Genomic DNA, 13321 nt, shown 5'->3' with positions numbered 1-13321 from the left:
CGCCGTTTACACCGTAAGACGGTACGCCAACCTTGATCAGTTCACCACCAGTAATTGGCGTTGCTCGTGGTGAGTTTTAAAAACTTAATTACGGTAACTCAAAATGACAAATTCAAATCTAATCACTGTTTTCAACGGTCAAATCGCAAATCAACAAGTTCAACTTGCTAACGCTCGTGAGCTACACACATTCTTAGAAGTAAAAAGTCAATTCGGGCATTGGATTTCAGACCGCATATCAGACTACGGCTTTATCCAAGATGAAGACTACATCATCGTTCACGAACGCACCAACGGCAGACCACGCAAGGAATACCACATCACACTTGATATGGGAAAAGAACTCGCAATGGTCGAACGCAACGAAAAAGGACGACAAATCCGCAAATACTTCATCGAGTGCGAACGTAGAGCAAACCAACCGCAACAACTTGCCTTGCCGGATGAACAATTACCGCTTTCATTACGGAAGAAAAAATACGCCAAAGAATTAACCGAAGAACAATGGTTACGCTTGGCATCAATGTGGTTCGCCCTCTACAACACCATCGATCTTCTGAAGCAAATCCATCAACCTTTAGAAATGCTCGGTTCTCGTCATGGCGTAACCGCTTATACGCACGCCTCCGAATATCAACGGACCTTGGGGGTCATGAAACGGATACTCGAACCATTATTGGCGGAATTTGATGTCGATCCTCGAGAGGAAGCGCACTACCACAAAGCCCTACAAACATTGCGGAATTACAAACCCACAGGCTTAGGGGCTATCGCCCGCATTTAATTGCAAAAAATTCACCCAATCCGACCGCTTGTGAAACATCAGGCGGCGGATTGTTACACCCAAACTTCGGCAAATTGATTAAAAAGGATACGAAATGACAGAACAACAACTCACCCGATGCCGGGAAAAGCTCAACGCACACTGGGCTAAGGTGATTAAAACCGAAGCCGCCACCAAAGAGCGTAAGCAAAAACTGGTGAAAAAAATTACCAAACTGTTTAACAACAAATAACCGCCTAAGGAAAACCTATGAAAACCCAATCACTGTTACTTATCGTATTGCTTGCCGGCACGGCTAACGCCAACACCAATATTGCAGCGCAGGCACAGCAGCAAATCAATAAAATCAATACCCGAATCGATAAAGTCTACGCCAAGGCGGAAAAATATGTCCGCCAAGTAAATCGGCAGGCGCAAGCAAGCGGCGCAACCGCTCATGCGTTAAGTTCGGTGGAAGGATATTTGGATTCGGTCGGCGTCGGTATCGGTGCTTATCGCAGAGAACAAGCGGTTGCTATCGGTTATGCGACACAGCTCGGTACAAACGGTGCCGTCCGTTTGTCGGTGTCAATGGATTCCACCGGCGGTCTTGGCGGTGGGTTGGGTTATAACTTTCAGTGGTAGGGTGAACTATGCAAATAATTAAACAAATCGTACCGCTTGTCGCTGTCGTGCTGATGTTGGGTATCGTCGGTCGCATGGACTATGACGACCATATCAAGATCGAGCAATACAAGTGCGAGCAAAATAACCGTACTTGGATAGTGGATAACAATGGTCAATATTGCAAGGCGGAATTTGAACAGGAGAATCGATAATGGCAGGCATCAATAAAGTCATCATCATCGGACGGCTCGGCAACGCCCCCGAAATGCGAACAATGCCAAACGGCGACCCCGTGGCAAAAATCAGTGTCGCTACAAGCGAAAGTTGGACCGATAAAAATACAGGCGATAAGTGCGAACAAGTCGAATGGCACACCGTGATAGCCTTTCGCCAACTCGCCGAGATTTTCGGTAAATACTTGAAGAAAGGATCGAAAGTCTATATCGAAGGCAAACTTCGTACCCGTAAATGGCAAGACCAAAACAGACAAGACCGCTATAGTACCGAAATCATCGCCGACAAGCTCGAAATGCTCGACAGCAAAGAGAGCGGTAACAACTGGGCGCAAGAGCCCCAAGGCAAACCGAAACCCCAATCTAAACCCGCCCAACAGCAAGAGATTTTAAGCGAAGAGGAACAGCGGGATTTTGATGATGATATTCCGTTTTAACCGCAACCTCAAGCCACAAGTTAGTGGCTTTTTATTACCTAACAATCAATCAAAGGAAAAATTATGACAACAGAACTCATTACGGAACGAGCCGCCACCCACGGCGATTTTATTCAAGGATCGCAAATCTTTGCGCAACTGGTTAAACCCGTCGAAACCGCTTGGCGGCATAACCAAATCGACAACTGCCAACACTATGCATTAACTATGATAATGGCAAAAGTGACTCGCATTTTAGGCGGTAACAGTCACTTCGCCGACCATTGGGTCGATTTAGCCAACTATGCTCACTTGGGCGGGCGGTTGAATTTGTGTGTTGAGAATGAAGGAGAAACAAAATGATTTCAGAGCAAGATAAACAAGGTATGTGGAAAGAGTCTAACACAGGCTGGAAGAAGGATTGGTATTTGAGACAAAAGATGATGTCAAAACATGGCTTAACGCAATGAGAAACAACCGCAGATAAACCGCCTAGTGCGGTTTTGTTATTTTAGGGAGAGAAAGAATGAAAGATTTTACCCAATCATTTTCAAACAGTATTCAAAAACATCAACTTACTATTCTTGAAAATTCAGAAACAGTTAAATGTTTCAAAATGGCAAACTCCAATACTACAGCTATGTCGTTTACTGTTATTTACGCGGATAACAAGGTAATTATCACTGGTGATATGGGGCATTATGTATTTGGTTACTTGTTAAATCCTTATAACTTCTTCCTCGGAGAAAGTGCATTAAATACGAACTATCTCATCGAGAAAGTCATTGCTCAAGATACTGTATATCCAGTTCAGAAATACGATTCAGTTGTAGCAGAACAAGAAATTCGCAGAACAATCCACGAATATGCGGATTTTGATTTAGCACAAGAACTCTATGAATCGTTAGAAAACATTGATTTTGAATCAGAGCACGAAGTAGAACACTGGCTTTACTCATTAGAAGATAAGGCAAAAAGCGTTTTCGATGAAGTGAATATGGGGGATTTTACTGTATTAAATAAGAGCTTTACTTGGTGCGTTCAAGCGATAGCTTGGGCAACAAGAGAATTTGATAAGGCGGTGAATAATGCTAACTGATTTAGGTAAAGTCATTCGCCGGTTCAGAGTGCTGACAGGTGTCACTCTGTACGATATGGCAAATCAAATTGATATGGGAACGGCTGAATTGTCAGGAGTTGAATGTGGACGTACTCAACCAAGTGATGAGCAGTTGAATAAAATTGCTTGTTATTTAGCAGGTAAAGATTATAAGAGTAATCCATATAATCCGAATAAATTCGAGGAATTGATGGATAAGATTTTGGAGTAAAGTAAAAGATGACTAATGAAAACAACGGTTGGATTAGTGTTAAAAACGAGCCTTTGCCAAAAAATAGTTATTTTATGGCTTACACCAAAACGGGAGATGTCGAAATTTTATGGAGAGCTGGTCAAGAATGCGTGGTAAGGCACAACTTATTTTTAGCTGTTGATGTAAAAGATATTACTCACTGGCAACCACTCTCACCGCCGACAACAAAATAGCTAACCACAAGGAAAACCCAATGGAATTAAGCAAAAAACTTTTGATTTTATCAACGATTATAACGATGGTCGCAAGTTTGTTTACCACGGTAAATTTGCTATACGGTGTAATTAGTACATTACTGGCAATTTTCTTTGCTATCGAAGATAAAGGAAATATTTACTTACATATCCACCAAAAACAATCAACAAAATAACCACAGCCCACAAACGTTGGCTTTTTAATTAAAAAATCAGAGGATAAGAGAATGAGAGGACAACTTACAGAGCAAATTAAACAAAAATCACAAGACTTGTTAGGGTATGAGATAACCCAAAAAGAGTTACGTTTAATACCTTATGTTTTATATTGTGTAATGAATGCGTCCAGCATAGAGCGCGCAAGAGTCAACAAGGAAGAGTTTGAGATTTTAGACCAGTGGGAAGCTAAGGGGTTTATACAAAGAAACAGAACCCATTTAAAAATCAGTAAATCATTTTACGATGCGTCAAATGAGTTGCTTTGGTTTAGCTACATTGTCGGTGCTGATATTAATTTATAACTTAATTTGCCCCAACCAAAAACAAATCAATATACAACATAACACAATGATTATAAGAAATCAGGTAAAGCCGCCAAAACCCACTGGCTATTATTTATGAAACAACCCTAGCGCCGTCTAGGGTTTTTTATTGGAGGCAAAATGGAAAAAACACTCAGCATTAAACAAGTGGCGAAATATTTAAACCTTGCTCAAAACACCATCCGTAGCCACGCTATTGAGTGGGGATTTTTCAAAATGCCCGGCTCGAGAGTGTGGCGTATAAATAAAAATGATCTTGATCGGATAAAAAAACGATTTAATAATAGCCTACGGGTTGATCTTGTAGGTTGTACCAATAAGGATACTTTATGCCAATCTACAAAAGACAAAACAGCCCCATATGGTGGATTGATATCACAACACCAAGTGGGCAGAGAGTTAGACGCTCTACTAAAACCAGTGTCAAAAAACAAGCACAAGAATTCCACGACAAGATAAAAGCGCAATTGTGGGATACAGAAGTGTTAGCCAAGCCGACCGAACGTTATTTTGAAGAAGCATTACTGCTGTTTTTAAAAGATGGGGAAGGAGCCAAAAGGCTTGATACCAAGAAAGCGCATGCCATCTATTTCAGAGAGAAATTTGGCGGACGCACATTAAGCTCTTTAACAAGTGATGAATTGATTAAGTCGTTGCCAATGTATAGCAAGAACGGACTCAAACGCATTACACCGGCGACGCAAAATCGCTACCGCTCAAGTTTATTACGAATCCTCTCTTTAGCCTATAAATCCGGATGGATAGAAAAAATCCCATTCATACCAAGAAATCAAGAAGCCAAAGTCAGAATTAGTTGGATAACCAAAGATCAAGCTAATTTACTTATCCAAGGATTGAATCTTGAATGGATGAAACAGATATGCTCTTTTGCATTAATGACAGGCGCAAGAATGAGCGAAATTCTCACATTGACGTGGGATAAGATACATTTTGAAAAGAGAATTGCGATCGTGACAAATGATAAGGCAAAATCAGGAAAATCACGATCGCTACCCCTTAACAAAGACGCAATAGCCTTGCTAAAATCATTATACAACATGAAGTCTTCTGAAGAATATGTTTTTGTTCGCACCTCCACACGACATAAAATTAATGACATAGACCGACGAGATTTCGCCCAAGCGGCTAAAAAAATAGATGCCGAACACCTACATTTCCATGATTTAAGGCACACTTGGGCAAGCTGGCACGTACAAGCAGGCACTCCACTGTTTACCCTGAAAGAAATGGGAGGGTGGGAAACCTTAGAGATGGTTAGAAAATATGCTCACCTTAATGCGGACCATATGATCGACCATGCCGACGCAGTCACATTTTAGGCACATCGTAAAAATTGCAAGTATTTTGAAACTTTTAAAAGTTATAGACGCTTGAAAAATAAGGGGAAATTTGGTCCCCCCTACCGGACTTGAACCAGTGACCAAGCGATTATGAGTCGCCTGCTCTGACCGACTGAGCTAAGGGGGGATATTTGACATGAAACGGGCAACATTATAGAGAAAATATCGCATTAAAGCTAGGTATCACAAATTATCAGCTGAAAAAACAAGCTAAATCGATACGGATTTAATTTGCAGATAAACCGATTGTCCTAGTTGCAACGCCAATTCATCGAAAGACCATAGGCTGATACTTGCCCAAATTTCCTGCTCGGCGACCTGTACGGCAAGATCATAGCGGTCAGATTGTTTCACTATTTTGCAAATATTGCCTTGTAGAATATTGCGGATAGAACTTTTTTCGGGCTGAACTAATGTAATAGAGACATCTTTACTGCCGATAGTAATCCGTACGGTATCACCGAGTTGGTAACGGGGCTGTTGGTTGATCCAAATCCGTTGCTCTCCGATTGCCAAGGCTTGCATATTGTAATCCGTTTGCTGTTGTACGATGGGTAATTCAAGCAAGCTGAGACGTTGTACATCCGGTTGCCAAGCCGCAAATTCAGGGCTGTGCCACACTTTGACCGTTTTATCAAATGCCACCACTTTGCCGTTTTCCAATAGCAATAAATTGTCTGCCAATCTCACCACTTCATCTAGGCTGTGGCTAACATATAAAATCGGGATATCGAGATTTTTAGCTAGTTTGCCTAAGTATTCCATTAATTCGTTTTTACGTGGTAGATCAAGTGCTGACAAGGGTTCGTCCATCAACAAAATATCCGGTTCGCTGAGTAACGCTCTGCCGATGGCCACACGCTGTTTTTCACCGCCTGATAAGCTAATTGGAAAACGATTAAGTAAGTGAGAAATACCGAGCAATTCGACTAATTGCAAAAATTTTGCCTGATCTAACCGCTTGCAACCGTATTTTAAGTTGCCTTCCACACGATAATGGGGAAAGAGCCGATGCTCTTGGAATACATAGCCGACTTTGCGTTTTTCAGGCGGTAGATTGATACGCTTTTCCGCATCAAATAAGGTTCTTCCGTTTAGTATGATTTTGCCTTGATGAAGCTTTGTTAAACCTGCAACAAGGTTGATTAAGCTGGATTTCCCTGCACCAGAACGCCCGAAAATCGCCGTTACCCCTTTGGCGGGAATATCGGCTTGAACGTTTAAACGGAGATCGCCGAATTGATGTGTAACATCGATATGAAGTGTTTGTGTTGACATCAATTCTCCCTTCCTTTTTGGAAACGTTGTTGGCGTTGAGCTAATAATTCTGAAAAGAAGAGTGCAATCAATGAAATAGCGATTGCAATCAAACATAACCGAGCCGCCGCCATTTCACCGTCAGGGGTTTCAATAAAGGTATAGAGTGCGGCCGGAATAGTTTGAGTCTGGTTAGGAATATTCGACACAAAGGTAATGGTTGCACCAAACTCACCGAGTGAACGGGCAAAACCGAGTACTGCACCTGCCACAATCCCTGAAAAAGAGAGCGGCAGATTTAGGGTGAAAAAGACTTTGAGCGGGCTTGCGCCTAAAGTTCTTGCGGCTTGTTCCAACTTTGGATCAATCGCATCAAACGCTAACCGAATAGAGCGAACCATCAGTGGAAATGCCATGACCATAGAGGCTAAAACCGCTCCTTTCCATGAAAAACTGAAAGAAAAGTTAAACCATTCCCATAAATATTGCCCGATAGCGCCTTTTTTTGCCATTAAAATGAGTAAAAGATAGCCGATTACCACAGGCGGAAGCACTAAAGGCAAGTGAATAATGCCGTTAAATAAATTTTTACCCCAAAATTCTTTGCGTGCGAGTAACCAAGCGGATGCAATCGCAAAAGGCAGCGCAAACAAGACAGCGACACTTGCAATTTTAAGGCTTAAATAGATGGCATTAAGTTCTTGTTGGGAGAAATCGAAAAAGGGCATTTTAATCTGTTACTTTAAATCCTGATTTTTACATCTCTGATAGTGCACATTTTCAATGTATGCCGTATATTTATCAATATTTTATTTTAGGTTAACCGATAGCGTACGTTTTCAACCTGTACTGTGTATTTATCACTTTTTATTTTAGGTACTCGTTAGAAACAGACGTCACCTTCGGGATTTTAGATTAATCGATAGCGCACGTTTTTAACGTGTGCTGTGTATTTATCAATTTTTTATTTTAGGCACTCGTTAGAAACGAGCGCCATCTTTTTTCTACTCACAATTAGTTTGCCGGTTTAAATCCTGCTTTTTCCAATGCCTCTTTTGCTGTCGGACTGGAAAGGTAATCTAAGAAACGTTTTGCTTCCGTTTTGTCGCTTAAGGTTGCCGCCGGATAGACGACTTTTCCGTAGCTTTCTTGTGGGAAAGTCACAACCACTTTAACTTTATCCGACACTTTGGCATCCGTTGAATAAACAATCCCTAACGGTAATTCGCCACGTTCAATATAAGAAAGTACCGCACGAACATCTTTTGCTTTGGATAAACGGTTTTCTACATCTCCCCAAACGCCCAAATATTCTAGCGCAGATTTTGCATAGCGACCGACAGGGACATTGTCATCACCAACCGCTAAATAGCTGTCGCCGATCGTATTTTTGAAATTGATGTCTTTAATACTTGCGACTTTGATTTTACTATCCGTAGGCGCAATTAAAACGAGTTCATTTTGTGCTAATACGGTGATATTTTTGGTTTTGTTCGGTAATTTTTCCGCCACATAATCCATCCATTTTTGGTCGGCTGAAATGAAAAGATCCGCCGGCGCATCTTGTTCAATCTGCTTTGCAAGGGTAGATGAACCTGCGAAAGAGAAGGTTAACGTATCTTCAGGATGCACTTTTTTATACTCATCACCGATTTGTTGTAAGACATTCGTCATGGATGCCGCCGCGAAAACGGTGATATTTTCTGCAAAGGCTGACGTTGCACCTAAAGCTAAAGCCGTTGTTAATGCGAGTTTCGCAAACGTTTTTTTCATAAGTTTTCCCCTCTTATGCGGTTGAAAATGTTGGATTCAATGTTGTTTTATATTTAGGAGCCATAAAGCGCCCTCTATATATAAAATTATATAATGAGTATCCACTAAAAATCTATACAAAAAATTCCTTTTCATTTATTTGAATAACGATAGATAATTCTACTTATTTTTATGTATTGGGAGTATTTATGCTCAACACGGAAATTCTGCTGACCATTAAGCTTCATCAACAGCTTTTTGTCGATCCTAAACGGATTACCTTGCTTAAAGCAATTCAACAATGCGGTTCGATTAATCAAGCGGCAAAAAACGCCAAGGTAAGTTACAAAAGCGCTTGGGACCACTTGGAAGCAATGAACGCCATCAGTCCCAAACCGCTGCTGGAACGTAATACGGGTGGGAAAAACGGCGGCGGTACGGTATTAACGCCTTACGCCGAACGTTTACTTCGGCTTTATGAGCTACTCGAACAAACTCAGGAAAAAGCCTTCCATATTTTGCAAGATGAGAGTATCCCGTTAGACAGCCTGCTGACGGCAACCGCAAAATTTTCGTTGCAAAGCAGCGCCCGAAATCAGTTTTTCGGTACGGTAAGTAAGTTAACCGTGGAAGACATTCATTGTTATGTTGATATTGAATTTGCAAATTTCTCACAAAAACTGACCGCTTGTATTACGGCACAAAGTGCAACGCGCTTGAAATTAACTATCGGTAAAGAAGTCATCTTAATGATTAAAGCGCCTTGGATAAAACTGCATTCGCATCATCCCGGATTACCCAATACATTTACGGCACAAATTGAGCGGATTGACGATCAAGGTGAGTTTAAAGAAGTGACGTTAACGCTCTCCGATGGGATGACCTGTTATGCCACGGCAATGAAGGAGGAAAAAGTGGTCTTGAACGAACCGATTTGGATCTCGATTGATCCCGAACAAATTGTGCTCTTTACGTTATGATAAGCAAAAATCAGGGGCAGCGTGAGGTTGCCCCTTGAAATGTCAGCTTCTTAATCCGACACCGCGTTCAATCAATGAATACGCCCAAGCATAAAGGACAACGATCAATATCGAGAGAACGCCGAAAGTATAATAAATCGACACGTCACTAATCCCCAGAAAGCCGTAGCGAAAGCCGCTGATCATATACACAATCGGATTGAACTGTGAAACGCTTTGCCAAAACGGGGGTAACAAGGTAACGGAGTAAAACACCCCGCCCAAATAAGTGAGCGGCGTCAGGACGAAAGTCGGGATAATGCCGATGTCGTCAAACGTTTTGGCAAACACCGCATTAATCACGCCGCCTAATCCGAACGCAATGGTCGTCAGCAATATCGTGGCGATAATCACACTCCAAGAGTGGATATCAAAAGAGACGAAACAAAGCGTGACCGCCGTCACCAATATTGCGACCAGACCGCCTCGGGCAATACTGCCCGACACAAATCCCCAAATAATGGTATGAGTCGACAATGGCGAGACTAATAATTCTTCAATATTACGAACGAATTTACTTAAAAAGAAGGACGATGCCGTATTTGTATATGCCGCTGTAATCGCCGACATCATAATCAATCCCGGTGCAATAAATTGAATATAACTGACCCCGTGCATATCCCCGATACGGCTGCCGACAAGCTTACCGAAAATCAGAAAATATAACGTAGTGGTGATAATCGGCGGCACTAACGTCTGTCGCCAAATTCGAAATATACGCTTTGTTTCTTTAATTGCGAGGGTTAAAAATCCAATCATAGTGCTTATTCTTTGATTCATTTGTCAGAAGATGATCCGCCCGACATTGACTATCTTAACTGCATAAACAACTCTTCCAAACGGTTGGATTTATTACGCATACTGAGTACGTCAATCCGTTGTTCGCTGAGCTGACGGAACAAGTTGTTTAGCCCTTGGTGACGCTTCACCTCCACCTCAATCGTGCTTTCATCCACCCATTTAAACGGATAATCGTCAATGACAAGCGGTCGGTTTTCGCTTAAATCCAGCAAAAACGTTTCCGTTTCGAGTTTGGCAAGTAACGCTTTCATCGAGGTATTCTCAATCAACTGCCCTTGTTGGATAATGCCGATATGGCGACACAGGCTCTCTGCTTCTTCCAAATAGTGCGTCGTCAGAATAATCGTCGTTCCTTGTTGATTCAATTCCCGTAAAAAATCCCACATGCTACGGCGAAGTTCTATATCCACACCGGCGGTAGGCTCATCTAAAATCAATAGTTTTGGGTTATGCATTAAGGCGCGGGCAATCATAACCCGACGTTTCATTCCGCCCGACAATTCGCGGGTGTAATGATCACGTTTTTCCCATAAATCGAGTTTTTTCAGCCAATATTCGGCTTGTTCCAGCGCTTTACCGCGACTGACACCGTAAAACCCCGCCTGATTCACCACAACATCAATCACCTTTTCAAATTGATTAAAGTTGAATTCTTGCGGGACTAAGCCGATTTGTTGTTTAAGTTCAATCTTTTGTGTATCCAAGTCATAGCCGAACACTTTCACCGAGCCGCTTGTCTTATTCACTAAGGAGCAAATGATCCCAATGGTTGTTGATTTACCTGCACCGTTGTGTCCGAGTAGCGCGTAAAAATCGCCCTGCTTGACGGTTAAATCGATACCTTTTACCGCTTGTACGCCCGTTGCATACTGTTTAACCAAATTTTTTATTTCTAATGCGTTCATTGTTTCTCTCACAAGCGGTCGGATCGTCTTATTTTTTTGCAAATCATCACGTTTTCTATTCCGCCACGGCTCTAATGGTGGATTCATCCATTTCGGCATCAAATGTTTGACACAACAGCTTCAGTTTTTCATCTGCCTGCAACGCTTGCTTGGCGGCTAAGGTGAGATCTTCAAAAATTGCACGACGCAATTCCAACGGCGTTTTGCGTGTGGTATCTTCACCAACAGTCAATGCATAACTCAACCCTTGCTCTTTTAATGCTTCAGCCAAGCTGTTGCGTGATTCTTCATTATTCAAATGTACCATTGACGGTTTCAGCACCAATTGCAACTGCTCCCCCTGCCGTCCGTTTAAGTAACTGTTTAATGCCAATTGACGGGAAAGTCCGCCTAATTTTAATCCGTTAACGATGCGGCACCATTCGTCTTGTTTACAGGAAAGATCGATCGTTTTTTTCACCAGCTCCGGGGTGCGTTCTTGTAAAATGGCTTGCTTAATATCGGAGGGCTTCGCCGATTCGGCTTGATTTTCCAGTTCAGGATTCAGCCATGTCCAACGGTAATCTTCATTGTTTTGCGTGGCCTTGGTTTGCTCCGGCTTCGGTGCAACCGCCTGCTCGACTTGTGCCATTGCCAAACCGGCAAAACGTTGTTGCAAATCTTGCTTCGGCGCTTTCGCCAAAGGCGGGGCTATCGGCTCAGACTTTTTTTTTTCCGTCTCCGCATGAGCGGCTTGCTTTTCTTTCAGCTGTTTACGCGCATTCATCGCCATCAATGCTGATGACATCGATACATCTGGCGGTGTTGCGGTCACGGGCGACGGAATATCCTGTGATGTTGCAAATTTTTGCTCGGAACCGACCGCTTGTGCTGTGGCTGCCGCTGTGTGATTTTGTGCCAACCGTTCGCGTAATTGCGCAATATTCTGTTGGGTATTCGTTGTCGGTTGAGGCTCCGACGGTTGAATCCGTGCTGATGAGACAGGCGATTCAATATGCTTCGGATGGAATGCCAAGGCGCGCAGTATGGTCATCTCCACACCGGCACGTTGTTCCGGCGCAAAAGGCAACTCTTTTTTACCGCTAAGCATAAGTTGATAGAAAAACTGCACATCTTCCGGTGAAATTTGTTTTGCTAAAAAGTGTAGAGGGGTTTCTTCTTGATGAACGTGTTTTAACAACTGCAACATCGCAATTTGATGTAAGGTTTCTGCGGTATCGCTTAACAGTTGTTGCCAATCGACACCTTTTTCCGCCACGGACTGAATTACTGCCATTGCTTTTTCACCGTCTGCATTCGCAAGGGCTTGAACCAATTCTAACGGCTGATGATCGTCAATTAAGCCGAGCATTTGGCTCACAATCGGTAAGGTAATATTCGCATTACTGACTGCAATCGCTTGATCGGTTAAGCTCAATGAATCCCGAATACTGCCTTGTGCCGCTTTTGCCAGTTTGGCAAGAGCCGACAATTCATAGGGAATTTGCTCTTGATTTAAAATAAATTCAAGGTGTTGCTGAATTTGCGATTGTTCTAACGCACGCAAATGGAACTGCATACAACGGGAAAGAATGGTGATCGGCAGTTTTTGAGGATCAGTGGTCGCAAGCAAGAATTTGACATATTCCGGCGGTTCTTCAAGGGTTTTTAATAACGCATTGAAGCTGTGGCGAGAGAGCATATGCACTTCGTCAATCAAATAGACCTTAAAGCGCCCAACGGTTGGTTTATATTGCACATTATCGAGCAATTCACGAGTATCTTCGACCTTTGTGCGTGAAGCGGCGTCGATCTCAATCAGATCGATAAATCGCCCTTCTTCAATCGCTTTACAGTTCGCACATTGACCACAGGGATCAGCACTGATCCCCGTTTCACAGTTCAAGCCTTTTGCAAACAGACGAGCAATCGACGTTTTCCCCACGCCACGTGTTCCTGAAAAAAGATAAGCGTGATGCAACCGCCCTTCTCGCAAACCATTTTCGAGAGCGGATAAAACGTGTTGTTGCCCGACCACTTCACTAAATCGCTGTGGTCGCCATTTGCGTGCCAGAACTTGATAGGACATTTGACCTCTT

20 protein-coding genes and 1 tRNA gene are annotated in these 13321 nt (G+C 42.6%); 14 read left to right on the top strand and 7 right to left on the bottom strand.

What is annotated here, in order from left to right; translation table 11 throughout:
* The first annotated feature begins 103 nt into the window (after positions 1 to 103).
* The 13 genes from ACEYKX_RS10325 (at position 104) to ACEYKX_RS10265 (ending at position 5488) form a co-directional block, all read left to right on the top strand.
* Positions 104 to 784 (top strand): antA/AntB antirepressor family protein, encoded by a 681-nt coding sequence (locus tag ACEYKX_RS10325; RefSeq protein ID WP_373780721.1) that lies wholly within the window; start codon positions 104 to 106, stop codon positions 782 to 784.
* A 94-nt stretch (positions 785 to 878) separates the two neighbouring features.
* On the top strand, positions 879 to 1016 hold the full coding sequence (locus ACEYKX_RS10320) for a hypothetical protein (protein WP_373766355.1): 138 nt from the start codon (positions 879 to 881) through the stop codon (positions 1014 to 1016).
* 17 nt (positions 1017 to 1033) lie between these two features.
* Entirely contained in the window at positions 1034 to 1408 is a 375-nt protein-coding gene (locus tag ACEYKX_RS10315; RefSeq protein ID WP_373766354.1) for a YadA C-terminal domain-containing protein, read from the top strand.
* Positions 1409 to 1416: 8 nt separating this feature from the next.
* Positions 1417 to 1602 (top strand): hypothetical protein, encoded by a 186-nt coding sequence (locus tag ACEYKX_RS10310; RefSeq protein WP_373766353.1) that lies wholly within the window; start codon positions 1417 to 1419, stop codon positions 1600 to 1602.
* Positions 1602 to 2060, top strand: coding sequence for a single-stranded DNA-binding protein (gene ssb / locus ACEYKX_RS10305; protein ID WP_373766352.1), 459 nt, complete (start codon positions 1602 to 1604; stop codon positions 2058 to 2060). The genes ACEYKX_RS10310 and ssb overlap by 1 nt, the downstream gene beginning before the upstream one ends.
* Positions 2061 to 2123: 63 nt before the next feature.
* Positions 2124 to 2402, top strand: coding sequence for a DUF6378 domain-containing protein (locus ACEYKX_RS10300; RefSeq protein WP_373766351.1), 279 nt, complete (start codon positions 2124 to 2126; stop codon positions 2400 to 2402).
* A 163-nt stretch (positions 2403 to 2565) separates the two neighbouring features.
* Positions 2566 to 3138, top strand: coding sequence for a hypothetical protein (locus ACEYKX_RS10295; protein WP_373766350.1), 573 nt, complete (start codon positions 2566 to 2568; stop codon positions 3136 to 3138).
* Positions 3128 to 3370, top strand: a complete 243-nt coding sequence (locus tag ACEYKX_RS10290; RefSeq protein ID WP_373766349.1) for a helix-turn-helix domain-containing protein — start codon at positions 3128 to 3130, stop codon at positions 3368 to 3370. Before ACEYKX_RS10295 ends, ACEYKX_RS10290 begins: the two co-directional genes overlap by 11 nt.
* Positions 3371 to 3378: 8 nt before the next feature.
* Positions 3379 to 3585, top strand: a complete 207-nt coding sequence (locus tag ACEYKX_RS10285) for a hypothetical protein (protein WP_373766348.1) — start codon at positions 3379 to 3381, stop codon at positions 3583 to 3585.
* A gap of 20 nt (positions 3586 to 3605) precedes the next feature.
* Positions 3606 to 3782 carry a hypothetical protein gene (locus ACEYKX_RS10280; protein WP_373766347.1) on the top strand — a complete coding sequence of 59 codons (177 nt, stop codon included), beginning with the start codon at positions 3606 to 3608 and terminating at the stop codon, positions 3780 to 3782.
* 51 nt (positions 3783 to 3833) lie between these two features.
* Positions 3834 to 4127, top strand: a complete 294-nt coding sequence (locus ACEYKX_RS10275; protein ID WP_373766346.1) for a hypothetical protein — start codon at positions 3834 to 3836, stop codon at positions 4125 to 4127.
* 141 nt (positions 4128 to 4268) lie between these two features.
* A complete protein-coding gene (locus ACEYKX_RS10270; RefSeq protein ID WP_373766345.1) occupies positions 4269 to 4607 on the top strand; it encodes a helix-turn-helix domain-containing protein in 339 nt (112 codons plus the stop codon).
* The gene (locus ACEYKX_RS10265; RefSeq protein WP_373766560.1) at positions 4508 to 5488 is read left to right on the top strand and encodes a tyrosine-type recombinase/integrase; all 981 of its coding nucleotides are present in this window, start codon (positions 4508 to 4510) and stop codon (positions 5486 to 5488) included. The genes ACEYKX_RS10270 and ACEYKX_RS10265 overlap by 100 nt, the downstream gene beginning before the upstream one ends.
* Positions 5489 to 5559: 71 nt before the next feature.
* Here ACEYKX_RS10265 and ACEYKX_RS10260 read toward each other — a convergent pair.
* The 4 genes from ACEYKX_RS10260 to modA form a co-directional block, all read right to left on the bottom strand.
* Positions 5560 to 5636 (bottom strand) — tRNA-Ile (locus ACEYKX_RS10260).
* Between the two features lie 83 nt (positions 5637 to 5719).
* Positions 5720 to 6787 carry a molybdenum ABC transporter ATP-binding protein ModC gene (gene modC, locus ACEYKX_RS10255; protein ID WP_373766344.1) on the bottom strand — a complete coding sequence of 356 codons (1068 nt, stop codon included), beginning with the start codon at positions 6785 to 6787 and terminating at the stop codon, positions 5720 to 5722.
* Positions 6787 to 7494, bottom strand: coding sequence for a molybdate ABC transporter permease subunit (gene modB, locus ACEYKX_RS10250; RefSeq protein ID WP_373766343.1), 708 nt, complete (start codon positions 7492 to 7494; stop codon positions 6787 to 6789). Before modB ends, modC begins: the two co-directional genes overlap by 1 nt.
* A 286-nt stretch (positions 7495 to 7780) precedes the next feature.
* Positions 7781 to 8539 carry a molybdate ABC transporter substrate-binding protein gene (gene modA, locus ACEYKX_RS10245; protein ID WP_373766342.1) on the bottom strand — a complete coding sequence of 253 codons (759 nt, stop codon included), beginning with the start codon at positions 8537 to 8539 and terminating at the stop codon, positions 7781 to 7783.
* A gap of 188 nt (positions 8540 to 8727) precedes the next feature.
* Between modA and ACEYKX_RS10240 the strand changes: the two genes are divergently transcribed.
* Positions 8728 to 9498: a TOBE domain-containing protein gene (locus ACEYKX_RS10240; protein ID WP_373766341.1), complete on the top strand. Its 771-nt coding sequence runs from the start codon at positions 8728 to 8730 to the stop codon at positions 9496 to 9498.
* A gap of 42 nt (positions 9499 to 9540) precedes the next feature.
* Here ACEYKX_RS10240 and ACEYKX_RS10235 read toward each other — a convergent pair whose 3' ends face one another.
* The 3 genes from ACEYKX_RS10235 to dnaX are packed head-to-tail and all read right to left on the bottom strand — an operon-like array spanning position 9541 to position 13311.
* Entirely contained in the window at positions 9541 to 10296 is a 756-nt protein-coding gene (locus ACEYKX_RS10235) for an ABC transporter permease (protein WP_373766340.1), read from the bottom strand.
* Positions 10297 to 10346: 50 nt separating this feature from the next.
* On the bottom strand, positions 10347 to 11243 hold the full coding sequence (locus ACEYKX_RS10230; protein ID WP_373766339.1) for an ABC transporter ATP-binding protein: 897 nt from the start codon (positions 11241 to 11243) through the stop codon (positions 10347 to 10349).
* 55 nt (positions 11244 to 11298) lie between these two features.
* Positions 11299 to 13311 carry a DNA polymerase III subunit gamma/tau gene (dnaX, locus tag ACEYKX_RS10225; RefSeq protein ID WP_373766338.1) on the bottom strand — a complete coding sequence of 671 codons (2013 nt, stop codon included), beginning with the start codon at positions 13309 to 13311 and terminating at the stop codon, positions 11299 to 11301.
* Positions 13312 to 13321 lie beyond the last annotated feature (10 nt).

Origin of the sequence: Glaesserella sp. (assembly GCF_041817755.1) — a bacterium.
Classification (GTDB): Bacteria; Pseudomonadota; Gammaproteobacteria; order Enterobacterales; family Pasteurellaceae; genus Glaesserella.
Note: the sequence above shows the minus strand (reverse complement) of the source record. Positions and strands in the feature narration are given on the sequence as shown.